The sequence below is a fragment of the Ilumatobacter sp. genome, from assembly GCF_049588435.1.
GTDB lineage: Bacteria > Actinomycetota > Acidimicrobiia > Acidimicrobiales > Ilumatobacteraceae > Ilumatobacter_A.
In genome coordinates, this window is sequence record NZ_JBAVYV010000430.1 from 1 (window position 1) to 23,648 (window position 23,648).

Sequence of the window (23,648 nt, forward strand, 5' to 3'; positions counted from 1 at the left end):
CCGAGGCTCCCCGCCCGCTGACCGTTACGTATCGGGTCAGACCCGTTACGTAGCGTCAGGCGGTGTCGTCGTCGGGCGTGGTGCGGCGCTCGCGGTAGTCGCGTGCGGCGCCCTCGAGCGGCTCGATCTCAAGGGTCACGCCGTCGATCGCCGCGACGCGGATCCCTTCGCCCTCGCGCACCGGTGTCGCACGGTTGGTCAACGCCCGCCAGCGGCCCTCGCCGACTTCGACGACGCCCTCGGGGTCGACGTCGGAGATGGCCACACCCTCCTCGCCGATCATCCACTCCCGCCCGATCGTGGGTGTCGCGAAACGGGTCCGGACCATGTTCGGCATGCCGACGATGAAGGTCAGGATGATCCCGCCGACGCCGGTGAGCAGGGCGAGCCATGACGGGCGCAAAGATGTCCCGGGGAGGCTCTCGAAGAGGAACAGGCTCGCCACGATGGTGCCGGCGATCCCGACACCGGTCCAGAATCTGGGAATCCCGACCTGGACATCGATCGCGAACGCGAGCATTGACACGAGGATCAGCGCAACCGCCCAGGGGCGTGTCGGGAGGACCCCGAGTCCGCTCGAGGCGAGGATCACGCAGACGGCGCCCACGCCTGCGGCGATCCCGACGCCGGCGGTGAAGAACTCGAAGATGATCAGCGCGAGGCCGGTCAGCAGGAGGAGATACGCGACCGGCGGGCTCGCGACGGTGTGGAACAACTGCTCGACGAGGGGGAGCTTCGCGAAGCGGACGATCGCCGTCGTGTCGCGACGCAACTGGCCGCTGTCGGTGACGGCTTCCTCCGTGGTCTCGAGTGTGAGACCGTCGATCTCGCGGCCGTCGAGCACCTCGACCATGCTCGTGATCGTCGGAACTCCGACATCTTGGATCTCGGTGAACACGGCGAGCGCCCGCGCCTCGCTCAGTCCGACCGAGCCGTCGCTCAGCACGTCCTGCGCAGCACCTTCGAACCCGGCGTCGCCGATCGGTTCGCCGACGTAGCCGATCCGCGCGCCCGGAGCCATGCCGGTGATGTCGGCCACGGTCAGGAGCTGTGCGGCGGGTCCGTACAAGCGGGCACCGTTCGGTCCCACCCAGATCGCGACCGGTACCTCGGCGTTGGCCACGTCGTCGATCAGGCCCGCCAGTTCGTCGTCGCCGATCACGGTGCCATCCGAGTTGATCTGCAGGATGAGTGCCTGCGAGCCCTCGTCCTCGGCCCGCGAGATGGCCGCCTGGATCGAGTCGACGAGGATCGGATCGATCAGCCCACTCACCTGGAGGACGTCGACACGGGGGACGTCGGCGACGATGTCGGCCGCGGTGTCGGGTTCGGAATCGATGTCCGGTTGGGCTGACGTCGGGGTGCTGAGCAACATGAGCCCGGCCAAGGTGACGAGCAGGCCGATCGCTAGTCTGCGCACGAGTGCCTCCGGTGAACGAGAACCCCTTGCGGTCGTTGGCCGCCGCGAACGTCGTGGTGTTCGCCGGGAAGGGTGGGGTAGGGAAGACAACGGTAACGGCAGTCGTGGCCCGTGCGGCAGCCCGATCCGGACAGCGCGTGCTCGTGATCGAACTCGACGGGAAACCCGTGCTCGACGAACTGCTCCCCGAGCGTGACGGTGAACACATCGCCGTCGTCCACCTGTCGGCTCCCGATGCGCTCGAGGAGTACCTCAACGACCACGGATTCCGCCGGATCGCCAAGCGCCTCAATCGCACCGGGGTCATCGACATGGTCGGGACCGCTGCCCCGGGCATCGATGACATCGTCGTGTTGGGCAAGGTCAAGCAGTACGAGCGGTCGGGCGAGTACGACCTGATCGTCGTCGACGGGCCGGCTGCGGGACATGCCGTGACGTTCCTGACGTCGGCATCGGGACTGGCCGATGCGGTGCGCGGCGGCCCGATCCGATCGCAGGCCGACGAGGTGCTCGAGTTGCTGGGGGACCCGGAACGCTGCATGGCGGTGCTCGTGACGTTGCCGGAGACCACGCCGGTCAATGAGACCATCGAGACCGCGTACGCTCTCGAGGAGGACGTCGGGATCCGTCTCGGCCCCGTCGTGGTGAACGGCGTCGATGTCGGCGCCGAGCTCCCCGGGGTCGATGACGTCGATGCAGCGTTGAACGCAGCCGACCTCGACGAGCCGGTGGTGGAGGCGTTGCGTTCGGCGGCCGCGTTCCGGCGCGCTCGGCGCGAGGTCGAACGCCAGGCTCTCGACCGCATGTCCGATCGGTTGCCGCTCGGACGGATTCAGCTGCGTTCACTGCCGGTCGCGGGATTGACCGCACGCGACATCGACACCCTCGCCGACGAACTGACACGGGACGACGACGCGTGAGCAGCGACGACCCCACGCTCGACCCGACCGCGACTCCTGATGCAGCGCCCGATCTGACGTCCGCACGGATCGCCGCATCGATGACTGAGGTCGTCGGCGACTCCGACGTCATCGTCTGCTGCGGGTCGGGTGGCGTGGGCAAGACCACGACGGCGGCGGTCATCGCGATGGAGGCGGCGCGCGTCGGTCGTCGGGTCGTGGTGGTCACCATCGACCCGGCACGCCGCCTCGCCGACGCCCTCGGTCTCGAGACCGGCCTGTCGTCCGCGCCGCAGCGCATCGCGCTCGACGGAACGGGTGGATCGGCGGAGGACCCATCGGGCGGGGAGATGTGGGCGATGATGCTCGACACCGCCGCGACGTTCGACGGTCTCGTACGCGCCTACGCGGACGACGGCGAGCAGGTGGAGCGGATCCTGTCGAACGGCTTCTACCGGAACATGGCCGGGGCGATGAGCGGCACGCAGGAGTACATGGCGGCCGAGACGTTGCACGCCCTCCACCAGGACGACCGGTTCGACCTGGTCGTGGTCGACACGCCGCCGAGCCGGAACGCGCTCGACTTCCTCGATGCCCCCGGCGTGTTGTCGCGCTTCTTGGACCATCGGATCTTCAAGCTCGCGATGTTGCCGACGCGCGGCGGGCTCAAGGTGCTCGGCGTGGCGGCACAGCCGATGTTCAAAGCGATCGGCAAGGTGGTCGGTTCCGACGTGTTGGCCGACTCGCTCGCCTTCTTCCAGGCGTTCTCCGGGATGGAGACCGGGTTCCGGGAGCGAGCCGACGAGGTCGTCGCGCTGTTGCGTGCCGAACGCACCTCGTTCGTGGTCGTGGCGTCACCGCGCCGCGACACGATCACCGAGGCGGTGTGGTTCGCCCAGCAGTTGGCCGAGCAGGATGTCGGCGTCGCGGCAGCGATCATCAATCGGGTCCAGCCCGGGTTCGGCGATGGCGAGGCACCGGCCGAGGAATCGACCGATGCCGTGCTCGCGGCGCTCTGGTCCAATCTGGCCGAGCTCCGTGAACTCCGATCCGCCGAGCTCGACGCGCTCGCGCCGCTCGTCGAACTGACCGAACCGGCTCCGGTCGGGCTGGTCCCGCTGCTCGACGGCGACGTCCACGACCTCGTCACCCTCGACCGGATCGCCCGGTACCTCTTCCCCGACCCCGCGTGATGCACGCCCGGGAGTCACGGCCAGACCCATCCCGTCACGCGACCGGAAGATAGGTTGGTCCCGTGCACATTCTGCTTGCCACCGATGCCGACTGGATCGTCGACGAGGTCACCAACGCACTGGGCGGAGACGACGACACGTTCACCGTGTGTCGCGACGGGCGCGTCGTCACCGACGAGATCGAGGAACGAACGCCGGATCTCGCGATCTTCGACCTGCAGATCGGTTCGATGGGCGGCATGGCCGTCACGATGTCGCTCCGCCTCGACGAGTCGGCCGACCGGCTGCCGCACGTTCCCGTGCTGATGCTGCTCGACCGCATCGCCGACGTCCATCTGGCGCGCCGTTGCGGAGCCGAAGGCTGGTTGATCAAGCCGCTCGACTCGTTGCGTCTCCAGCGGGGGGCCACGGCGGTGATCGCCGGTGGCGCGTACACCGAGGGCGTTCCCGTCGATGCCGTGCCGGTGGAACCGATGGTCGAACTCGGCGAGGATTCCGACAACAGTGCTTCCGATTCGGCCGAGGAAGAAACGGTCGACGCCGGGTAGCATCGTCAACCGCTACGGGGTGTAGCGCAGCTTGGTAGCGCGCCACGTTCGGGACGTGGAGGCCGGGAGTTCAAATCTCCCCACCCCGACCACGGGAGCCCTGATCAGATTCTGATCAGGGCTCCTTCGCGTCTCGGCACCGGATCGCACGGCCGTCCGTCGCCGCGTCCACCGATCGCGTGGAATCCATCGGTGGTCGGACCCGAAGCCAGTGCAACCGATGCCACGGCCTCGCTCTGGTGGGACCAGGTCGATCCGCCGACCCCACGCCCTCCGCTCGCCGGGGATCGCCGCGTCGATGTCGCGATCGTCGGGGCTGGGTACACCGGTCTGTGGACCGCCTATTCGATCCTGTCGGCGGATCCGACGGTGTCGATCTGCCTCATCGATGCCGAACATGTCGGCTTCGGAGCTTCGGGTCGAAACGGCGGCTGGTGCGTCGGTGAGATCGCCGGTGGGCTCGGCAAGGCGATCGCGCTCGACCGTGCCCTGACCGCCGCATCCTGAACGCGGTCCACCTACGCTGCAGCGGCATGGACTTCGCCGAGCTGCAGGACGTCATCGACCGAACGTACGGCGACCGTGACCGCGGTCGCGGGGTCGCGCCGACGGTGGCCTGGCTGTGCGAGGAGGTCGGCGAATTGGCGCAGGCGGTGCGCAAGGGTTCGCGAGAGCAGCAGATCCACGAGTTCGGCGACGTCGTTGCGTGGGTCGCAACGCTCGCCAATCAGCAGGGCATCGACCTGAACGAGGCCGCGGCGCGGTTCGCCCACGGCTGCCCCAAGTGCAACGCCCTGCCCTGCACCTGCTGACGTATCAACTGGGGTCAGACCCGAGTTGACACGTCAGCGCTGTCGCTGGATCAACTCCGCGATCTGGAGGGCGTTGAGGGCGGCGCCCTTCCGGAGGTTGTCGTTGCTGACGAACAGCGCGAGGCCGCGTCCGTCGGGCACGCCCTCGTCCTGGCGGATGCGACCGACGTAGCTCGGGTCCTGTCCGGCGGCCTGCAGCGGCGTCGGGATGTCGCTCAACTCGACGCCCGGTGCATCGGCGAGCAGTTCGGTCGCCCGAGCGACGGAGATCGGACGCTTGAACTCGGCGTTGATCGACAGCGAGTGCCCGGTGAACACCGCGACGCGCACGCAGGTGCCCGAGACCAGCAGATCGGGGATGTCGAGGATCTTGCGGCTCTCGTTGCGGAGCTTCTTCTCCTCGTCGGTCTCGAATGAGCCGTCGTCGACGACCGACCCGCACATCGGGATCGCGTTGAAGGCGATCGGACGGGCGAACTTGGACGGGGTGCCGAAGTCGAGCGCGGCACCGTCGTGGGTGAGTTCGTCGGCCTGATCGACGACCTTGCGCGCCTGCTCGTGGAGTTCCTCGACACCGGCCAGACCCGAGCCGGACGTGGCCTGGTAGGTCGCCGTGATCAAGCGGGTCAGCGACGCCTCGTCGTGGAGCGGCTTGAGGACCGGCATGAACGCCATCGTCGTGCAGTTCGGGTTGGCGATGATGCCCTTCGGTGGATTCGCCACGAGGTGCCCGTTGACCTCGGGCACGACGAGCGGCACGTCGGGATCCATCCGGAAGGCGGAGGAGTTGTCGATGACGATCGCGCCGGCGTCGGCGAACCTGGCGGCGTACGCGCGTGACGACGTCGCACCGGCGGAGAAGAGCGCGATGTCGAGCCCGCTCGGATCGGCGGTCTCGGCGTCCTCGACCACCACGTCACCGTCACCCCAGGGCAGCGTCGTTCCCGCGGATCGGGCTGATGCGAAGAATCGCATCTCGGCGACGGGGAAGTTGCGCTCGGCGAGCAGTCGGCGCATCACGCCGCCGACCTGGCCGGTGGCTCCGACGACACCGACGCGGAGGCCGCCGGAAGGAGTGCTGGGTGCGTTCGACATGGCGAAAAGCCTAGACGTCGCGACCGGTCTCACTCCGGGTGCGTTTCGGGTCACCCGCCGGGCGGTGAGACGGATCTTGTTCGTCGGTGTAGTCCAGATCATTCGGAGCTGGCACAATCTCGACGTGGGTCGCCGTGGTCAGTTCATTCCGTGGGTGACCGCTGGTCGCGTGACCGAGCGCAAGACGAGCGCCGACGAGGTCGTCCAGGAGACCGGTTGGGTCTTCAACAACGAGACCGGCGACGCTCTCACGCTCGAACAGTTCGTGCGGACCGGCGATCAGGAGGTGCCTGCGTACCTCACCGTGTTCGGTCTGCGCGATCCGGCGAACGCCGAGCAGACCCTGGTCGAGATCGGATGCGGGATCGGCCGGATGACCTGCGCCTTTACCCGCGAGTTCGGCGAGGTCGTCGCATGCGACCTCGACGCCGGATTTCTCGAACGCTGTCACGAGACCGTCGCCCGGTTCGGTCAACCCGATCGTCTGCAGACCGTGCGCGTCGTCGATGGGCACACGCTCGACCTGAAGCCGAACTCCGCCGACATCGCGTTCAGCTACATCACCCTGCAGCACTGTGACCCCGACGATGCGCTCGATCTCTCGTCGGAGGCGGTGCGGATCGTCAAGCCGGGTGGCAAGGTGGTGCTCAACTACCGCAGCCGCAGCAGCTACGACGTGGTCCTGTTGCCGTTGGGTGGCCTGGTCCGTCAGATGTTCAAGATTCCGACGCTGGGTGGCTGGTTGTCGAGCAAGCGCGTGTTCGCCCGACTCGGTTGGCAGGCCAACCGTCTCGAACCCAACGAGATCATCGGCCCCCTCTCGCCCCTTCTGCGGGACATCGAGGTGTGGCGCAATCCGGCGAGCCGGACGACCGGCCTCAAAGCGGCGGTCAAGGAGTTCGAGGGCATCAACAAGCACCATTACTGGATCGTCGCGACGGCCCGCTGAACCGGGCTGCGTCCGCGCCGGTCCGCCTCAGGCTGTCTCGGCCGCATCGAGTTCCGCGACGTATTGCTCCAGTTTCTCCAACGCCGGACCGGCGTGGTCGAGCGCACTCATCATCACCGCGACGAGGTCGTCGCTCGGCGGTACCTCGGTGCTGAAGCCGTCGAGCCGGGCGCTGGTCAGCCACGCGGTGAGCTCGGGGTCGGCGTTCCAGTGCGCCGAGTTGAGCGAGTTGCCGTATGCGGTGCGGATCCAGTCGGTTGCCGAATCGGGGTGTGGGACGACGCCGCACAGCCGGTTCTGATCGCTGACGTCGTCGTAGCTCGCCTCGACGTGAGCGATGAATGCGGCGCTGAACACCTGTTGGCAGTGGCGCACCGTCTGCAGCGTCAATCGTTCACCGTCGAACACCGGCACCGCAGGACGTCGTTCGAGTCCGTCGGCGGTGCAGTCGACGTGGAACGTGGTCGTCGTGGTCGGAATCGTTCCCTCGTCGAGGACGATCTCGTCGGATCCGATGGTACGGACGCGACCCTTCCGGACCACGTCGTGGATGCGACGCAGTTGATCGCGTTCGTCGACCGTGATCGTGGAGCAGCGGAACATCGTCGGCTCGACCGACTCGTCGAGGCGAAGGAGGAGACCGGCTCGTTCCAGTCGGTCGAACAGGTCCGCGATCGAGGTGGATTCGGCCACGTGGCGGAACTGTTCGATGAACGCTGCGGCGGTGGTCTCGAAGAAGGCGCCGGGCTGGATGAGGGCGCGATCGAGAAACCACGAGTCGCGCGGGGTGATCCACGTGATCGCGTCGGGATCGACGTCGTTGCGCAGCAGGAACAGGCACGCGTCGGCACCGGTCTTGCCGGCTCCGACGACGGTGTAGTGGTCCGCCGGCTCGCTGAGCGATGCGAGCGCGTTGACCGGGCCGTGACGGACGCCGTCGACGATCGCATACCGGGGATCACGTTGTGACGGCACCGACACGTTCATGTACGTCGCGTCGACCAGCTTGCGTCGGACACACACCTCGGTGGTCGCGCTGGTCACCGTCGAACGGAAGTGCACGACCTGCGCGCCGTTGTCCCGTTCTCCGTCGAACTCGTGCATCGGGAAGTAGGTGACGCGACCACTCGGGATGAACTCCTGGTTCATCACCTGGTCGTAGTACGCGACGACCTCGGCTCCGGAGGCGAGTTCGTAGAGGCCGGAGTTCCACCCGTCGGTGTCGATCCGGTCGCTTCCGAGCGGTCGCGAGTTGACGCCGTAGAACGCCGACGGCTGGTGCAACCGCACGAACGGATACGCGGCATTCCAGTGACCGCCGGGCCGGCTCCCGCGGTCGACGATCACGACGGACGCATCGGTCTCGGTGAGGATGACGTCGGTGAAAGCCATGCCCATCGCGCCGGCGCCGATGACCAGGTAGTCGGTTTCGATCATGCCCGACCGTACGCGACCCGGGGGTGGGTCAGGTTCCGAAGTCGAGGTGGAGGGTCTTGAGGCCGCGGAGGATGAAGCTGTCCTCGTAGGCGGGCTCGTGTCCCTCGGCGAATCGCAGTTCGGGAAGGTGGTCGAGCATCGCCTCGACCGCCACGTGCGCCTCGGCGCGTGCCAACCCGGCGCCGAGGCAAAAATGCTCGCCGTTACCGAACGAGAGGTGCTCGCGGGCGTTGGACCGGGCGGCGTCGAAGTCGTGCGGACACTCGAACTTGTCGGCGTCGCGGTTGGCGGCGGCGTACACGACCCAGACGTGTTCCCCCGCCGGGACCGTCACACCGTCGATCGTCACGTCGTTCTTCGCCTGCCGGAAGAGTCCCTGGACCGGGGCTTCGAAGCGGAGGGATTCCTCGACGAACGATGGGATCAGGCTGCGGTCGTCGTCGATGGATCGCTGGAGTCCGGGCTCGCTGGCGAATCGGTTCGCCATGTTGGCGATCAACTTCGTCGTCGTCTCGTTGCCGGCGACGAGGAACTGCTGACACATCGAGATCTGCTCGGCGTGGGTGAGGCGCTCGCCGTCGAGTTCGGCGTTCGCGACGTCGGAGAGGAGATCGTTCTGTGGCTCGCGTTCGCGCTGCTCGAGCTTGTCGGAGAAGTAGTCGGAGAACGCCTGCGTGCTCATGACGAAGTCCCGCACCTGATCGACGCTCGGCGACGCGTTGCCGATCGGGATGACGAGGTCGTCGGACCATTTCTTGAACATCAACAGGTCGTCGTCGCCGACACCCAGGGCGTCGGCGATGATCCGCATCGGAAGGAGGACGGCGTACTCGGAGACGAACTCGACGCTGCCGCGATCGGCGAACGAGGCGATCAGCTCGTCCGACCGGCGGCGTACCGTGGGTTCGAGCGCGCGGATCCGGTCGGGTCGGAACGCTGCGTTGACGACTCGTCGTTGTCGAACGTGGTCGGGTGGGTCGGCGTTGAGCAGGACCGCGGCGGTTCGACGTCCGCTCAGCATCTTCTCGAATGCGCTCGCCATCGCGGGTTCCTGGCTGAGGATCATCATCGCGTCGGTCATCGCCGACTCGCGTTGGCCCGGTGACGTCGGTGACAACGACGACCAGTTCGCCGTATCGCGCAGGATCGTGCGCGCCGCGTCGTAGGTCGTCGCGATCCACGCGCCGAGGCCCTCGTCGCGGACGAGTGGAGCGTCCTCGCGGAGACCGTCGAAGATCGGGTACGGACATCGCAGCGCATCCTGCTGGCGATCGAACAGCTCGGTGACATCGCTCATGGATCGACGGTACCCAGCGGCTCACCGGCAGTCAGCAGCGGACGACCCGGTGCTGGCACGACTTCTCGCGGCGATCGCGTCGGTGTGTCAAGGTGGTCCGCACGTCATCGGGGTCGAGCAGACCACGCTGGTTCGAGACGAGGAGAGCACGGTGATCGAACGGACGGTTTCGGCGAACGGGTTCGACTTCCGTGTCCACGAGGCAGGTTCGGGTGATCGTCTCGCGCTGTGCCTGCACGGGTTTCCCGAACTCGGCTACAGCTGGCGTCATCAGCTTCCGCTGCTCGCCGATCTCGGCTATCGCGCCTGGGCCCCGGACCTGCGTGGGTACGGCGCAACCCGTCCGCGTCCCCGACGCCGGCGCGACTACCTCACGCCGCTCCTCGTCGACGACGTCGCGGCCCTGATCGATGCGGCCGACCCGTCCGAGACCGTGCTGATCGGTCACGACTGGGGCGCGGCGCTCGCCTGGACGCTCGCGATCCAACAGGTTCGCCCGCTCGACCGGTTGGTGATCATGAACGTCCCGCATCCGGCGAGACTCCAGCGCCAGCTGCGCACGTTCGGTCAACTCCGCAAGTCGTGGTACATCTTCTTCTTCCAGCTGCCGTGGCTTCCCGAGTACGCCCTGGGTCGCAACGGAGCACAGGCGGTCGGTGAGGCGTTCTCGGCGATGGCCGTCAACCCGGAGCGATTCGACGACGAGGTACTCGACGTGTACCGCCGAGCCGCGAGTCAGCCGGGCGCACTGCGGGCGATGGTCAACTGGTATCGGGGAGCGGTGCTGAGCCTTCGGTCGACGTGGAGGTCGACCGATCCGGTCATCGAGACGCCGACGTTGATGGTGTGGGGTGAGCAGGACACGGCGCTCGGCAAGGAGCTGGCGGAGGGGACCGACGAATACGTCTCCGATCTGACCCTGCGCTATGTGCCCGATGCCAGCCATTGGGTCCAGCAGGATCAGCCCGACGTCGTCAACGCGATGCTGCAGGCGTTCCTGACCCGCCAACCCGTTCCCGAGCGCGCCGACCTTCCGTAGCCGCGCACTGCTCCAGCGTGCGTCAGGCGAGCTGGAGGGCGCGGCGCAGACCGTCGTCGACCAGCGACATCGTGGCTGCGTCGAGCGTGGCGACCGGTTCGCCGAGCGTTCGCTTGTCGAGGGTCACCACCGCGCTCACGTTGGCGACCGAATCCTTCGGCAACCCGGTCGTCTCGGACGGCAACGCCACGTTTCCGGGAGCCTCCGCGAACACGAGATTGCCGGTGATCGCCACGACGATCACGGTGCCGATCGCGCTGAGGTTGCAGGTGTCGGTCGAGACGATCAGCACGGGTCGCCGCTCGCCGGGTGCCGATCCCGCCGGTTCGCCGAGCGATGCGCAGCGGATCTCGCCGCGGCCGATCACCAGCTGTCCTGGTCGAGGAATCGGTGCTGTCCGTCAGCGACGACCGGTTCGGTCTCGATCGCTCCCGATGCGTAGATGTCGTCGAGGCGGGCTGTGATCTCGAGGTCGTCCTCGTCATCGAGCATCTTGCGCAGCGCCTGGGCGTACAGCTCGGATCGCGACACCCGCCGCCGCCCGGCGAGACGATCTGCCGCATCGAAGATCGCATCGGGGATCGAGACGGCTGGCTTCTTCCCCGAAAAGTATAACCAAGTCATACCGCTCCCTTTCGCCCGCGTGATGGGTGGAGGGAGTCGGTGACCGCCACGGTATGCCAGGGGTGTCGCGCCCTCGCCTCAACGGGTGGACGGCGGAGGTGGGAGGATGAAGCGACGACGACGTGGAGGTCAGGATGAAATCGGTCGAGGAGATGGTTGCGGAAGCACGCCGGACGATCACGGGGTACAGCCCCGAGGAGGCCCGGCGACGGGTCGAGGAGGAGGGCGCGTTGCTCGTCGACATCCGTGACGTGCGCGAGCTCGAACGCGACGGCGTCGTGCCCGGCGCGCATCATGCGCCGCGCGGAATGCTCGAGTTCTGGGTCGATCCGCAGTCGCCGTATCACAAGCCTGTGTTCGCCGAGGATCGTGAGTTCATCTTCTACTGCGCCGTGGGCTCACGGTCGAGCCTGACCGTGAAGACACTCGACGAGATGGGCCTCGAGCGGGCCGCTCATGTCGAGACCGGCTTCACCGGCTGGAAGGGCGACGGCCTCCCCGTCGCGACGATGGAGGAGTGGAAAGCCACCCGTCGCTGAGCTGCCGGGTGTCTCAGTCGGCGCTGCGCGACCGCAACATCGCGGACCGCCCGTGCGATGGTTCTGACCTCGGCATCGAACAGTGGCGATCGCCGAGGCGAGCGCATCGGTCTCCGGCCAGCCGGAATCGATGAGCGATCCGAACAGCTTGGTCGGATCGGAGCGTTCGGCGAGGTCCGGTCGGACGAGGTCGAGTGGCCGTGGCATCGTGGTTTCGATCACGCCGGACGCGAACTCGACGAACCGGCACGCGTCGCTCAGACCCGGACGGGTGCGTGGGTGGGGCGCGTTCAGGCGCCGATCACGTGGAAGAGCGCGGCGGGACGGCCGCCGAGTCGTTCGCCCGCTGACGTGGCCATGTCGGTGAGGAACGAGCGGGCGTCGGCCATGTCGCCGCTCAATGCGTCGAGGTAGGCCGCGTGCGCCTCGAGGGAGGCGATTGCACGCTCGAGCCCGTTCTCGATCGCGACGGCGTGGGTCGGAGTGGACGAGCCCGACACCGCAACCATCCGGACACCGCCCCACGGTTCGAGGCCGTCGGTGATCTGCTCGGGGAAGATCCAACGGTTGCCGGCGTCGCCGATCGCGTCGAGCGTCGCTCGCCCGGTGCTGCGATGGTCGGGCGAGTTCCAGTGTTGACCGAACCACGTGTCCTCGAAGTTGATCACCACGACGACCTCGGGCCGGTGTCGACGGATCGCTCCGGCGATGTCGCGCCGCAGTTCGACCGTGTGCTCGATCACCCCGTCCCGATGGTCGAGGAACTCGACCACGTCGACTCCGACACACTTCGCTGCGGCGATCTGTTCGGCTTCGCGCAGTGGGCCGCATTCCGACGGGTGCAGTCCGTCGATCCCCGCCTCGCCGTGGCTCACGAGTACGTACGAGACCGTCGTGCCCGCATCGGTCCACACCGCGATCGCGCCCGATGCTCCGTACTCGAGATCGTCGGGGTGGGCCACCACGGCCAACACCCGTTCGAAATCGTTCGGCATCTCCGGTAGTTGCTGTGTCATGTGGCTGCTCCCTTTGCCCGACCGTAGTGCCAGAATCGACGGGGATGTCCGAACTTCGAATCACCCACACCAGCACCGTCACCGAGGATCAGATCGACCACCTCGGCCACATGAACGTCCGGTACTACGCCGTGAACGCCGGTACGGCCACGCGCGCGCTGCTCGCTGAGCTCGGCTGGGACAGGGCCGCGGAGGTCGAAGCCTTCGACATGTACACCCGCCACCACCGCGAGCAGCTCCTCGGCACCCACCTCGAGGTGCGCAGCGGACTGCTCGGCGCCGACACCGAGGCGATCAGGATCTACCACGAGTTGGCCAACGCGGAGACCGGCGATCTCGCCGCAACCTTCGTGTACCGCGTCCGAACCGACGGACCGCTCGATCACCTCGACACGATCGATCTCCCCGCACACGGGACCCCGCGCAGCATCGACCTCGACGCGTCGATCGCGGCGCCGAGGCTCGAGACCGTGGACGAGCTCGGCCTCGCCATGCGCGCACCGCGCGTTCTCGACGCGGCGGACACCGACGGCAGTCGCACGGTGCCGCTCCACCTCGCCCCGATGCTGATCTGGGGCGGTACTCCGAGTGACGGCTCCGAGCACGTTCTGGTCCACACCGGACCCAACGGCGAGAAGGTCGGGTGGGCGACGATGGAGACGCGGATCGGAGTCAACCGGCTCCCCGAGGTCGGGACCCGCATCCAGTCGTTCGGAGCGACCACGGCGATCGCCGACAAGACGACGCAGATGTCGATGTGGGCCTACGACGTCGACAGCGGCGAGCTCCTCGTCTCGTTCGAGGTCGTCAGCGTGTTGTTCAACATCGACGCTCGGCGGGCGATGTCGATCCCCGATGACATGCGCGCCGGGCACGCCGCCAACCTGCATCCGGAGCTCGGCGCGTCGGTGTGACCTACTCGTTCTCGGCGGAGGTCTGGGAGTGGACGTCGAAGACGTCGTGGTTCTTCCTGAGCGTGCCCGCGGAACAGGCCGACGACATCGAGGAACGGCACGGGGCGAGTGCCGCCGGGTTCGGATCGATCCGCGTCGAGGTCACGATCGGCTCGTCGACGTGGCGGACATCGCTGTTCCCGTCGAAGGAGGAACGGACCTACGTGCTCCCGCTGAAGAAGGCGGTGCGGACCGCCGAGGGCCTCGAGCCAGGATCGACGGCGACCGTCCACCTCGACGTCATCACCGGCTGAACGCACGCGCCGTCGATCGAGGTCAGCCGAGCGTGAGCAGACGTGCGATGCGGTGGTCGTCGCCGCCGAGATAGCGGACGAGGACACCGGCGACCGCCTCGATGTCGAGCGACCCGGCCGCCTGCATCTCCTCGAGATCGGCCCAGTCCTTCGTGCGGTCGAAGAATGCCTTGAACACGGCGAGGTCGCGACACGCGAGGAACGGCAGGACGGCATCTCCGAACGGTTCGAGCCGGACCCGCGTGCCGACGTCACGGTGGAACGGCGTGGTGTCGAGGAACACGTCGATCGGCGTCCGGTCCCACCACAGGCGGGTCTGGCCGTGATCGACGAGTGCCTGCCGATCGTCCTGCGTGTGATCGACCTGATCGGGGAGCGCTGCCAACAGATCGTCGGTCCCTTCGGGGGGAAGGAAGATGTTGACGTCGATGTCGATGGTGCCGCGTGCCCGCTGGGTGCACCAGGCCAGGGCCAATGCTCCGCCGAATGCGTGGGGCACCTCGGCGGCGGAGAGTGCCTCGTGCACCGCCACGATCTTGGACGGGAGCGGAATGGTCACGAGGCGACCCCGAACGGTGGGTAGGTCATCGTCGGTTCGTGATGCGCCGGGAACAGAGCGGCCAACTCGAGGACCTCGAGGAGCTCGCGCCCGCGTTCGGCACGATCTCCGTCGTCCACCCGGCGGTGGAGCGTCACGTCGGCCGCGAAGCCTGCCGCGCGGAGGATCCGATCGAGAGTGGAGACGCTCGGGACCTTGCGTCGCTGTTCGTATGCGGCCAGCGTCGAATGGGAGGTTCCCGCTCGCTCGGCGAGTGCCCGCAGTGTCAACCCCGATCCGCGACGGGCATCGCGGATCAACCGTGCGCTGTCCATGTCGTCAGTGTACCTCGTGGTATCCGATCGGATACCACGTGAGGTTTCCGATCGTCAGCGGACGGCGAGCTCCAGGCGCTCGATGCCGCGCAGGTTGATCCGCCCGTTCCATTCGGCTTCGCCGGTCATCGTGGCATCGGGGAACCGGCGGAGGAACCGTCCGATCGCGACCTGTGCCTCGAGCCGCGCGAGCGACGAACCGAGGCAGTAGTGCGACCCCGACCCGAACGACACGTGCTGCGCTGTCCCGGCTCGACGCACGTCGATCCGATCGGCGTCGTCGCCCCACTTCGCGGGGTCGTGGTTCGCCGAGGCGAGTCCGGTCATCACGATCGATCCGGTCTCGATCGGGTGGCCTCCGATCTCGATGTCGTCGAGGGTGATCCGGCGTGAGAATTGGACCGGCGACACGAACCGCAGCAGCTCGTCGATCGCGTTGACGTCGAGCGACGGGTCGTCGCGCAGGATCGCCGCCTGCTCCGGATTGCGGAGCAGTTCGTAGATCCCGGTCCCGATCAGGTTGACCGTGGTCTCGTGGCCGGCCACGAACAACAGGCTGACCTGGTCGCGCAGTTCTCGCGATGACAGCCGGTCGCCATCCTCCTCGGCCTGGATGAGAGCGGTGAGCAGATCGTCGGCCGGGTTGGCCCGCTTCCATGCGATGACCTCGTCGAGCAACGCGCTCATCTTCCGATCGGCGTCGGCGGCGGCGAAGACCTCCTCCTCGGTGATGATCGGATCGAGGGTCTTGACGATCGCGGACGACCATTGCGCCACCTGGTCCTTGTCGGACTCGGGCATCCCGAGCATCACCGAGATCACGTCGAACGGAAGCGGAAACGCCAGATCGTGCACGATCTCGGTGGTGCCCCGCTCATCCATCACGTCGAGCGCGTCATCGACGAGGTCCTCGATCACGGGACGCAGAGCGGCGATCGCGGCCGGCGTGAAGGCCTTGCTGACCAGACGTCGCAGCCTCGTGTGGTCCGGGGCGTCGCGTCCGAGCATCGAGGTCGACCGCTCCGCGTCCTCGCCGAAGGCCTTCTCGAACTGCGCCAGGCGATCCTCGTTGTGGTGCGCGATGTTCACGTCGTCGACGCTCTGGGCCGGGTCTCGCAACAGCGCGCTGACATCGTCGTAGCGGAACAGGAACCACTGGCCGATCGGTGAGTGGTGAACCGGCTCGTTGCGGCGCAAGTCGTCGAAGTGCGACCAGGGGCTCGCTACGTAGCCGTCCTCGAGCGGGTTAAAGAAGGTCGGCGCGATGTCCGTCATGGCGCGACCTTAGACGCGATCGCGACGGATTGGAACAGCGTTCTGATATCCGGCCCCGCCGGGCGCGAACTACTTGCGTTCGGGGAGTGGGGCGCTGTAGTCGCTGCCCGAGTCGAGTCCGAACGCGGTGTGGAGCGAGCGAGCTGCGCGCTCCATGTCGCCGCCGGGCAGGATCACCGACACGCGGATGGTCGACGTCGAGATCATCTGGATGTTGACGTCTTCCTCAGCGAGGACCCGGAACATCTTCGCGGCGATGCCGGGGGAGGACTTCATGCCCGCGCCGACGAGCGACACCTTCGCGATGTCGTCGTCGTGGGTGACCTTGGTGGCGCCGATCTCGTCGGCGACCTTCTGCACGATCGATTCGGCCTGCGCGAGATCGGCCATCGGCATCGTGAAGCTGATGTCGGTCGTGCCGTCGGTCGACGTGTTCTGGACGATCATGTCGACGTTGACGTTCGCGTCGGCGAGCGGCTCGAACAATGCCGCGGAGACGCCGGGCTGGTCGGGTACGCCGAGGACGGTGACCTTGGCCTCGGTCATGTCGGTGACGACACCTGAGATGATCGGATCTTCCACGGAGGGCTCCTCGTTGCTGACCCACGTGCCCTGCTCCCATGTGAAGGCGGAGCGGACGTGGAGGGGGACGTCATGGTTGCGGGCGAACTCGACCGAGCGCATCGCCAGGACCTTCGATCCGGCGCCGGCCATCTCGAGCATTTCGTCGAAATGCACACGCTGGAGCTTTCTGGCGCGCGGCACGATGCGCGGGTCGGCGGTGAACACGCCGGTCACGTCGGTGTAGATCTCGCAGGCGTCGGCATTCATCGCCTGCGCGAGTGCGGACGCGGTGAGATCGGATGCGCCGCGGCCCATCGTCGTGATCTCCTTGTCGGTGCTCACACCCTGGAAACCGGCGATGACGGCGACCTTGCCGGTCGCGACGGCGTCACGGACGCGATCGCCCTTGATCTCGACGATCTTCGCTTTGCCGTGGGAGGTGTCGGTGATGATCCCGACCTGGCTCCCGGTGAAGCTGATCGCCTCGATGCCACGTTCGTGCAGCGCCATCGTGACGAGTGCAGCGGTTTGGCGTTCGCCCGTGGTGAGCAGCATGTCCATCTCGCGACCCGACTTGCTCGTCGAGACCGAGTCGGCGAGCGAGATCAGGTTGTCGGTCGCCTTGCCCATGGCGGACACCACGACGACCACGTCGTCGCCGCGTCGGCGGGTGATGGCGACGTTGTCGGCCACGGCCTTGATCCGGTCGGGATCGGCCACCGAGGTGCCGCCGTACTTCTGAACGATCAGTGCCACGGTGACGAGAGGCTATCGGTCGCCGCATCGCCCGACGTGACCCGTTTCCGAGGGGATTTCCATAGCTATGGAAATCATTAGCTATGCTCACGATCGTGTCGATCGTCGAGGAAGCCTCCGCCCCCGGGCCGCTCTCGTCCGACGATGCCGTCAACCGTCTCCGCCTCGTCCTCCTCCGAACCGCGCGCAACATCCGCACCCACTCGATCGGCGACGTCACGCAATCGCAGGTCGCGGTGCTGGCCACATTGTCTCGCCACGGTGATTCGACGATCGGTCAGATCGCCGAGCACGAACACGTACAGCCGCCCTCGGCCAGTCGGATCGTGTCGAATCTCGAACGACAGGGGCTGGTGGTGCGCCGTGCCGACGGTGTCGATCGACGTCGAGCGCTCATCGGTCTGAGTCCGACGGGTGAGGCCTACCTCGCCGAGGTTCGTCGTGCCGGAACGAGCTGGCTCGGATCGCGCCTCGCTCAACTCGAGGACGAGGAGTTGCGCGACCTCGGGGCGGCTCTCCCCGCACTCGAGCGACTTCTGACGGTCGAGTCGTGAACGCCCGCATCGCCGCCGTCAGCAGACGCACGTTCGCGGCGATGCGGTTCAGGAACTACCGCCTCTACTTCGTCAGCCAGATCGTGTCGTTCTCGGGCACGTGGATGGCGATGCTCGCCCAGTCGTGGCTCGTGCTCGAGTTGACCGGCAGCGGTACCGCGCTCGGCGCGGTCGTCGCGATGCAGTTCCTGCCGACGATGCTGCTCGCTCCCATCGGGGGAGTGATCGCCGACCGATTCGACAAGCGGCGTCTGATCACGATCACCCAGTCCGCTGCCGCGACGCTCGCGCTCCTGCTCGGCGTGCTCACGATCACCGACACGATCGAACTCTGGATGCTCTACGTGATCGCGGCGATGTTCGGCAGCGTCACGGCGCTCGACAATCCGGCCCGTCAGACCTTCGTGATGGAGATGGTCGGTCCCGACGACGTCTCGAATGCGGTGACGCTCAACAGCGTCGTCGTGAACGGTGCCCGCGTGATCGGTCCGGCCGTCGGCGGCATCCTGATCGCGACCGTCGGGATCGGCCAGTGCTTCCTGATCAACGCGGCGAGCTTCGTCGCCGTGATCGTGGCGCTCCGCATGATGACGTCGGACGAACTCCATCCGACCGAGCGCACGGTGCGCGGTCGCGGTCAACTGCGTGAAGGGCTGCGCTACGCGTGGTCGGTTCCCCACCTGCGGACCACGCTGATCATGCTCGTCATCATCGGCACGATCACCTACGAGTTCACCGTCACGCTTCCGCTCCTGTCGGAGTTCACCTTCTCGGCCGGCTCGTCCGGCCTGGCGGCGATGACCGCCTTGATGGGCGCGGGCGCCGTCATCGGCGGGCTCGTCGTCGCCTCGACCGGGAACCCGTCACCACACCGGTTGGTGGTCATCGCTGCGGCGTTCGGCGTGGTGACCGGCGCGTTGGCATTGATGCCGACGCTGTGGGCGGCCCTCGCGCTGATGCCGCTGCTCGGAGCGTGCAGCGTTGCCGTGATCTCGCTGTCGAACGCGATGCTCCAACTGAACTCGGCACCGATGTTCCGCGGCCGCGTGATGGCGCTCTTCTCGGTCGCGCTCCTCGGTTCGACACCGATCGGTGGTCCGATCGTCGGCTTCATCGGCGAGCACGCCAGCCCGCGTGTCGCAATCGGGATCGGCGGTCTGGCCTCGATCGCCGCGGCCCTCATCGGCTGGTACTCGTTCGCCAAAGCGGGCGAGATGACATCGCGCCGCCGGGTCGAGATCCCGGCCACGCCCGAACTCACCCAACCCGTGATCTCCGCCTCCGCCGGCAGCTAGCGCGTTACGTAACGGGTCAGACCCGTTACGTAACGTTCGTCAGGCGCCCTTGACGACGTGTTCGACGACCTCGAACGAGAGGAGGTCGGCGCCCTGGGCGACCGGCTTGCGCGCCTGCTCGCCCTCGGCGTTCGCGTTTCCGTCGGCCTGGCCGGTGCCGTGGCCCTTGGCGAAGTCCTGGCTGTCGACCCACGCCTGGAAGTGCGCTTCGGTCTCCCAGCGGGTGTACACGAAGTAGCGGCTCTCGCCCTCGACCGGGCGCAGGAGCTGGAAGTCCTCGAACCCGTCGAACGACTCGACCATCTTCGCACGGCCGGCGAAGCGACCTTCGAGCTGCGGGCCCATGCCCTCGGGGATGCTGATGGCGTTGATCTTGACGACACTCATGCGTCCAGCATGCCAGCGAGCGCGGACACACCCTCGAACACGTCGACGAATCGCGTGGTGAGCGGTGACAGCCCGAAGCGGAGCACGTCGGGGTCACGCTTGTCGACGATGATCTTGCGCTCGGCGAGACGCTCCTGCAGCGCCGTCGCATCGGGGTGGATGATCGAGATGTGCCCTCCGCTGGAGACGGGCGGACGTGCGGTGGAGCACTCGAGTCCGAATTCGTCCGCGAGATCGATGCCGAAGTCGGCGAGCGCCCGGGCCTTCGTCGCGATCGCGCCGATCCCTGCTTCAGCGCTCAGCTCGATCCCGCACCGGGCACCGGTCAACCCGAGGATTCCCGGGGTTCCGTTGAGCATCCGACCGACTCCGTCCCGCGCGTCGAACGGGTTGTCCATCGCGAACTGGTCGCGTTGGCCGAACCATCCCCAGATCGGCTGCTCGACCGTCTCGACGATCGACGAGCGGACGTACGTGAACGCCGGCGAGCCCGGTCCACCGTTGAGGAACTTGTAGGTACAGCCGGCGGCGAGCTGCACCCCGGCGCCGTCGAGGTCGAGTTCGACCACCCCGGCGGCGTGCGAGAGATCCCACACCGTGATCGCGCCGGCCGCAGCGGCGCGGGCCGTCTCCTCGGCGAGCAACGCCACCGCCGCGGTGCGGTAGTCGACGTGGGAACGCACGACGACATCGACGCCGGTGAGGTCGTCGAGTCCGTGCCGGACGCTGATGCCGGGACGGATCCGGCTGATTCCCTCGATCACGTAGCGGTCGGTCGGGAACTCGGTGGCCTCGACGGCGACCACCGAGCCGCCGGACAGGTCGATCGCGACGTTCACGAGTTGGAACAGGCACACGGTGGTCGAGTCGTGGACCGCGACCTCGCCGGGTCGTGCCCCGAGCAGCGGAGCCAGAGTGTCGCCGACCGTGAGTGGCATGTCGAGCCAGCCGTTCTCCCACCACGACGTGATCAGGTCGTCGGCCCACTCCTGTTCGATGACGTGGCGGATCGCCTCGACGGTGCGTTTCGGTGTGCGGCCGAGCGAGTTGCCGTCGAGGTAGATGAGGTCGGGATCGGGAAGCACGAACTCGTCGCGCCAGTGGGCGAGCGGGTCGTCGCGGTCGAGATCCTGTGCGGTGCTTCGTGATGTCATCGATCGTCTTTCAACTCGACGAAACTGGCATGACGGACGTGGCCGTCGTTGGTGAACTCGGCGATCTCGATCGTCGCGGTGAGCTCCGGTCGTAGCCAGGTGGCGGTGCGCTTGACCGCTGATGGCGGTTCGGGGTCGAACGGACAGGTCGTGGTGGTCAGTGGTCGCATCAGGGCGGTCAGACGCTCCAAGGTGGCCTGGGTGAACCCGGTGCCGACGCCGCCGGCGAAACGCAGCCGCGTGTCGTTGTGGACCCCGACGAGCAGCGATCCGAACGTGCCCGAGCGGTTCCCCGCTCCGGTCGAGAACCCTCCGATGACGACATCGACGCGGTTGCGGTTCTTGATCTTCAGCCAGTCCTTCGTGCGGGTGCCGACCCGGTACGTCGAGTCGACCCGTTTCGCGATCAACCCTTCGAGCTGCTGGGCCGCGGTGGCCGCCAACAGGTCCGCACCGCCGCCGACGTGATGTGGAGGGATCGCCCAATGGTCGCCGGCCTCGAGGACCTGCTCGAGCAACCTCCGTCGATCGAGATACGCGAGGTCGACCGTGTCGGTGCCATCGATCGACAACACGTCGAACACGTGGAACACGGCGGCGTGAACGGACGGGTCACGGCGTTGGACCAGGTCGAAACTCGGACGGCCGTCCTCACCGATCACCAGCATCTCGCCGTCGAGGATCGCGGTCGATGCGTTGAGACCGCGACCGATGGCGGTGACCTCCGGCCAACGCTCGCTGCTGTCGCGCCCCGACGTGGTCTGGAGTCGCGTGCGCTCGGCGTCGATGTGGGCGAGCGTGCGGTGTCCGTCCCACTTGATCTCGTACGCCCACCCGTCGTCGTGCGCCGGGAGCGATCCCAGTGTCGCCTTCATCGGCGCGACCGGAAACGACAGACTCACGGCGCCTCGATCACCGCGGCAGCCGGCTCGAGATGATGCGCTCCGACTCGAGCTCGTCGAGGCGTTCGTCGTCGTAGCCGAGCAGCTCGCCGAGCACGGACCGGTTGTCCTCTCCTCGATATTTCGCGACTCCGTGCACACCGACATCGGGGCCGTCGGAGAAGTGCCACGGGGCGTTCGGGACGGTGATCGTCCCACCCATCCGATCGTCGATCTCGACCGTGGCGTTGCGGGCCTCGGCCCAATCCGTCCGCGCCAGGTCGCCCGGCTCGCGCACGCGACCGACGGCCAGCCCGTGCGCGGCGAAGATCCGCTCGAACTCGTCCGGATCGGAGATCGTCGACGCGAACTCGATGATGATCTCGCGCAGTTCGTCGTAGTGCTCGATGCGCGCCTTGACGTCGCGGAAACGGAAGTCGTCGGCGAGATCGGCGCGATCCATCGCGGCGAGGAAGAGGTCGAACGTGCCGCGCTCGGCGGGGTGCCCACTCACGATCAGTGACTCACCGTTCGCGACCTGCATCACGATGTAGTCGCCGGGGCGGAACGAACGGATCCACTGCGGGTCCTCGTCGCCCTCCCACAGCGCGTCGTGCAGATGCTCGTTCACGTAGAGCATGGTCTCGGCCATCGAGACGTCGATCGTCTGGCCGCGACCGGTCCGTTCACGCTGGAAGAGCGCCGCGACGATCGCCGCGGATGCCTCGAGCCCGGTGTAGACGTCGGCGTGGCTGTGCGGGTCCTTCGCAAGTGCTCCGTTGCGCGCCGCTCCCTGGGAGGCGATGATCCCCGACTCCGCTTCGACCACCGGCGCATAGGCACGGCGCGTCACCCACGGTCCGTCCTGGCCGTACCCCGAGATCGACGCGAAGATCAACCGCGGGTTGAGTTCGAGCAGGGTGTCGGGGCCGAGTCCGAGTCGTGCCATCACGCCGGGTCGGTAGTTCTCGACGACGACGTCGACGTGCGCGCACAACTCGCGGATGATGTCGGCACCCGTCTCGGTGGCGAGATCGATGCTGAGGTTCGCCTTGCCGGCATTCTGTTGCACGAAGTAGCTGGCCAGACCGTTGCGGCGCGGCGCGGAGAAGCGCGTCAGGTCACCCGAGGGCGGTTCGACCTTGATCACCTCGGCGCCAAGGTCGGCGAGCATCCGCGTCGAGTGCGGTCCCGACAGCACGCGCGAGAAGTCGAGGACCCGGACACCGGCGAGCGGGGCGTTGGAGAGCACGTCTCCATCGTGCCCCGTTTCGTCACCGGGAGACGAACGCGCACGATGCTCCGGCCGGATGTCCGGGCGCGGCCGGTGTCAGACTCGTCGACATGGACCTGCAACCGACCGGCAATCGGGCCGGATTCTGATCGTGGCCGACCGTGGATCCGTCGAACGCAATCGACCCCTGAGGGCCGATGAACTCGGCCCCGATCACCTCGTCCTGAGCCACTTCTCGCTCGGCGCCCAGCCGTTCGAGGTCCGTTGCGCGGCCGCTGGAGCCGCTGGTTTCGACGGGATCGGCCTGCTGTATCGCGACTACGAGGTACGGGTTCGCGACGGCGACGAGACGGTCGAGGACCTCGTGGCGATCGCCGCCGGACACGGTCTGGGCATCGTCGAGATCGAGGCGGTGGTCGGCTGGTCGGCTGCGACCCCCGCCGATGCGCGATCGACCGTCGACGTCTGCGTCGAGATGGCGCGTGCGTTCGGCGCTCGCCACGTCACCGCCACCGGCGGGTACGCGGGTTCGGTCGACGACGCCGCGGAAGGCTTCGCCCGTTTGTGCGATGCGGTCGCGGCCGACGGTGTCGGTGTCGG

General features: G+C 67.3%; 28 protein-coding genes and 1 tRNA gene. 14 read left to right on the forward strand and 15 right to left on the reverse strand.

What is annotated here, in order from left to right; all coding sequences use genetic code 11:
• Positions 1-55: 55 nt before the first annotated feature.
• Positions 56-1,420 (reverse strand): NfeD family protein, encoded by a 1,365-nt coding sequence (locus WBV89_RS16330; RefSeq protein ID WP_423982408.1) that lies wholly within the window; start codon positions 1,418-1,420, stop codon positions 56-58.
• Positions 1,421-1,476: 56 nt separating this feature from the next.
• Between WBV89_RS16330 and WBV89_RS16335 the strand changes: the two genes are divergently transcribed.
• The 6 genes from WBV89_RS16335 to WBV89_RS16360 all read left to right on the forward strand — a co-directional run bounded on the left by WBV89_RS16335 (position 1,477) and on the right by WBV89_RS16360 (position 4,872).
• On the forward strand, positions 1,477-2,340 hold the full coding sequence (locus tag WBV89_RS16335; RefSeq protein WP_423982434.1) for an ArsA family ATPase: 864 nt from the start codon (positions 1,477-1,479) through the stop codon (positions 2,338-2,340).
• Entirely contained in the window at positions 2,337-3,512 is a 1,176-nt protein-coding gene (locus WBV89_RS16340) for an ArsA family ATPase (protein ID WP_423982409.1), read from the forward strand. The genes WBV89_RS16335 and WBV89_RS16340 overlap by 4 nt, the downstream gene beginning before the upstream one ends.
• A gap of 62 nt (positions 3,513-3,574) precedes the next feature.
• Entirely contained in the window at positions 3,575-4,060 is a 486-nt protein-coding gene (locus WBV89_RS16345; protein ID WP_423982410.1) for a response regulator, read from the forward strand.
• Between the two features lie 15 nt (positions 4,061-4,075).
• Positions 4,076-4,152, forward strand: a tRNA-Pro gene (locus tag WBV89_RS16350).
• 100 nt (positions 4,153-4,252) lie between these two features.
• Positions 4,253-4,567, forward strand: a complete 315-nt coding sequence (locus tag WBV89_RS16355) for an FAD-dependent oxidoreductase (RefSeq protein WP_423982411.1) — start codon at positions 4,253-4,255, stop codon at positions 4,565-4,567.
• Positions 4,568-4,593: 26 nt separating this feature from the next.
• Complete coding sequence (locus tag WBV89_RS16360; RefSeq protein WP_423982412.1) at positions 4,594-4,872, forward strand: MazG nucleotide pyrophosphohydrolase domain-containing protein; 279 nt, start codon at positions 4,594-4,596, stop codon at positions 4,870-4,872.
• Positions 4,873-4,905: 33 nt separating this feature from the next.
• Here WBV89_RS16360 and WBV89_RS16365 read toward each other — a convergent pair whose 3' ends face one another.
• Entirely contained in the window at positions 4,906-5,967 is a 1,062-nt protein-coding gene (locus tag WBV89_RS16365) for an aspartate-semialdehyde dehydrogenase (protein WP_423982413.1), read from the reverse strand.
• Between the two features lie 154 nt (positions 5,968-6,121).
• On the opposite strand from WBV89_RS16365, the gene WBV89_RS16370 reads away from it, so the two are divergent.
• A complete protein-coding gene (locus WBV89_RS16370) occupies positions 6,122-6,916 on the forward strand; it encodes a class I SAM-dependent methyltransferase (RefSeq protein ID WP_423982414.1) in 795 nt (264 codons plus the stop codon).
• A 27-nt stretch (positions 6,917-6,943) separates the two neighbouring features.
• Here the strand turns inward: WBV89_RS16370 and WBV89_RS16375 are convergent, their stop codons facing one another.
• Together WBV89_RS16375 and WBV89_RS16380 are read right to left on the reverse strand one after the other, a co-directional pair.
• Positions 6,944-8,353, reverse strand: coding sequence for an NAD(P)/FAD-dependent oxidoreductase (locus WBV89_RS16375; protein WP_423982415.1), 1,410 nt, complete (start codon positions 8,351-8,353; stop codon positions 6,944-6,946).
• A 28-nt stretch (positions 8,354-8,381) separates the two neighbouring features.
• Complete coding sequence (locus WBV89_RS16380; protein WP_423982416.1) at positions 8,382-9,650, reverse strand: cytochrome P450; 1,269 nt, start codon at positions 9,648-9,650, stop codon at positions 8,382-8,384.
• Between the two features lie 127 nt (positions 9,651-9,777).
• On the opposite strand from WBV89_RS16380, the gene WBV89_RS16385 reads away from it, so the two are divergent.
• Positions 9,778-10,689, forward strand: coding sequence for an alpha/beta fold hydrolase (locus WBV89_RS16385; protein WP_423982435.1), 912 nt, complete (start codon positions 9,778-9,780; stop codon positions 10,687-10,689).
• Positions 10,690-10,711: 22 nt separating this feature from the next.
• On the opposite strand, the gene WBV89_RS16390 is transcribed toward WBV89_RS16385, so the two are convergent.
• Together WBV89_RS16390 and WBV89_RS16395 are read right to left on the reverse strand one after the other, a co-directional pair.
• The gene (locus tag WBV89_RS16390; protein ID WP_423982417.1) at positions 10,712-11,056 is read right to left on the reverse strand and encodes a type II toxin-antitoxin system PemK/MazF family toxin; all 345 of its coding nucleotides are present in this window, start codon (positions 11,054-11,056) and stop codon (positions 10,712-10,714) included.
• Positions 11,053-11,313, reverse strand: a complete 261-nt coding sequence (locus WBV89_RS16395; RefSeq protein ID WP_423982418.1) for a CopG family ribbon-helix-helix protein — start codon at positions 11,311-11,313, stop codon at positions 11,053-11,055. The genes WBV89_RS16390 and WBV89_RS16395 overlap by 4 nt, the downstream gene beginning before the upstream one ends.
• Positions 11,314-11,447: 134 nt before the next feature.
• Between WBV89_RS16395 and WBV89_RS16400 the strand changes: the two genes are divergently transcribed.
• Positions 11,448-11,852 (forward strand): rhodanese-like domain-containing protein, encoded by a 405-nt coding sequence (locus tag WBV89_RS16400; RefSeq protein ID WP_423982419.1) that lies wholly within the window; start codon positions 11,448-11,450, stop codon positions 11,850-11,852.
• Positions 11,853-12,142: 290 nt separating this feature from the next.
• Here the strand turns inward: WBV89_RS16400 and WBV89_RS16405 are convergent, their stop codons facing one another.
• Complete coding sequence (locus WBV89_RS16405; RefSeq protein WP_423982420.1) at positions 12,143-12,868, reverse strand: PIG-L deacetylase family protein; 726 nt, start codon at positions 12,866-12,868, stop codon at positions 12,143-12,145.
• 44 nt (positions 12,869-12,912) lie between these two features.
• Here WBV89_RS16405 and WBV89_RS16410 point away from each other — a divergent pair, with 44 nt between their 5' ends.
• Positions 12,913-13,782, forward strand: a complete 870-nt coding sequence (locus WBV89_RS16410) for a thioesterase family protein (RefSeq protein WP_423982421.1) — start codon at positions 12,913-12,915, stop codon at positions 13,780-13,782.
• Complete coding sequence (locus WBV89_RS16415; RefSeq protein WP_423982422.1) at positions 13,779-14,075, forward strand: DUF1905 domain-containing protein; 297 nt, start codon at positions 13,779-13,781, stop codon at positions 14,073-14,075. Before WBV89_RS16410 ends, WBV89_RS16415 begins: the two co-directional genes overlap by 4 nt.
• Positions 14,076-14,097: 22 nt before the next feature.
• Here WBV89_RS16415 and WBV89_RS16420 read toward each other — a convergent pair whose 3' ends face one another.
• The 4 genes from WBV89_RS16420 to WBV89_RS16435 form a co-directional block, all read right to left on the reverse strand.
• Entirely contained in the window at positions 14,098-14,634 is a 537-nt protein-coding gene (locus WBV89_RS16420) for a hypothetical protein (protein WP_423982423.1), read from the reverse strand.
• Entirely contained in the window at positions 14,631-14,948 is a 318-nt protein-coding gene (locus tag WBV89_RS16425; protein WP_423982424.1) for a helix-turn-helix domain-containing protein, read from the reverse strand. Before WBV89_RS16425 ends, WBV89_RS16420 begins: the two co-directional genes overlap by 4 nt.
• 54 nt (positions 14,949-15,002) lie before the next feature.
• Positions 15,003-16,223 carry a cytochrome P450 gene (locus WBV89_RS16430; protein ID WP_423982425.1) on the reverse strand — a complete coding sequence of 407 codons (1,221 nt, stop codon included), beginning with the start codon at positions 16,221-16,223 and terminating at the stop codon, positions 15,003-15,005.
• A 69-nt stretch (positions 16,224-16,292) separates the two neighbouring features.
• Positions 16,293-17,543: an aspartate kinase gene (locus tag WBV89_RS16435; protein ID WP_423982426.1), complete on the reverse strand. Its 1,251-nt coding sequence runs from the start codon at positions 17,541-17,543 to the stop codon at positions 16,293-16,295.
• A gap of 95 nt (positions 17,544-17,638) precedes the next feature.
• On the opposite strand from WBV89_RS16435, the gene WBV89_RS16440 reads away from it, so the two are divergent.
• The gene (locus WBV89_RS16440) at positions 17,639-18,097 is read left to right on the forward strand and encodes a MarR family winged helix-turn-helix transcriptional regulator (protein ID WP_423982427.1); all 459 of its coding nucleotides are present in this window, start codon (positions 17,639-17,641) and stop codon (positions 18,095-18,097) included.
• Positions 18,094-19,392 carry an MFS transporter gene (locus WBV89_RS16445; protein ID WP_423982428.1) on the forward strand — a complete coding sequence of 433 codons (1,299 nt, stop codon included), beginning with the start codon at positions 18,094-18,096 and terminating at the stop codon, positions 19,390-19,392. The genes WBV89_RS16440 and WBV89_RS16445 overlap by 4 nt, the downstream gene beginning before the upstream one ends.
• Before the next feature lie 39 nt (positions 19,393-19,431).
• Here WBV89_RS16445 and WBV89_RS16450 read toward each other — a convergent pair whose 3' ends face one another.
• The 4 genes from WBV89_RS16450 to WBV89_RS16465 are packed head-to-tail and all read right to left on the reverse strand — an operon-like array spanning position 19,432 to position 23,066.
• Positions 19,432-19,779, reverse strand: coding sequence for an antibiotic biosynthesis monooxygenase family protein (locus WBV89_RS16450; RefSeq protein ID WP_423982429.1), 348 nt, complete (start codon positions 19,777-19,779; stop codon positions 19,432-19,434).
• Positions 19,776-20,933, reverse strand: a complete 1,158-nt coding sequence (locus WBV89_RS16455; protein ID WP_423982430.1) for a kynureninase — start codon at positions 20,931-20,933, stop codon at positions 19,776-19,778. Before WBV89_RS16455 ends, WBV89_RS16450 begins: the two co-directional genes overlap by 4 nt.
• Positions 20,930-21,808 carry a non-homologous end-joining DNA ligase gene (ligD, locus tag WBV89_RS16460; protein ID WP_423982431.1) on the reverse strand — a complete coding sequence of 293 codons (879 nt, stop codon included), beginning with the start codon at positions 21,806-21,808 and terminating at the stop codon, positions 20,930-20,932. The genes WBV89_RS16455 and ligD overlap by 4 nt, the downstream gene beginning before the upstream one ends.
• 37 nt (positions 21,809-21,845) lie before the next feature.
• A complete protein-coding gene (locus WBV89_RS16465) occupies positions 21,846-23,066 on the reverse strand; it encodes a CaiB/BaiF CoA transferase family protein (RefSeq protein ID WP_423982432.1) in 1,221 nt (406 codons plus the stop codon).
• A gap of 133 nt (positions 23,067-23,199) precedes the next feature.
• On the opposite strand from WBV89_RS16465, the gene WBV89_RS16470 reads away from it, so the two are divergent.
• On the forward strand, positions 23,200-23,648 hold a 449-nt coding region (locus WBV89_RS16470; protein WP_423982433.1), incomplete at its 3' end, for a TIM barrel protein.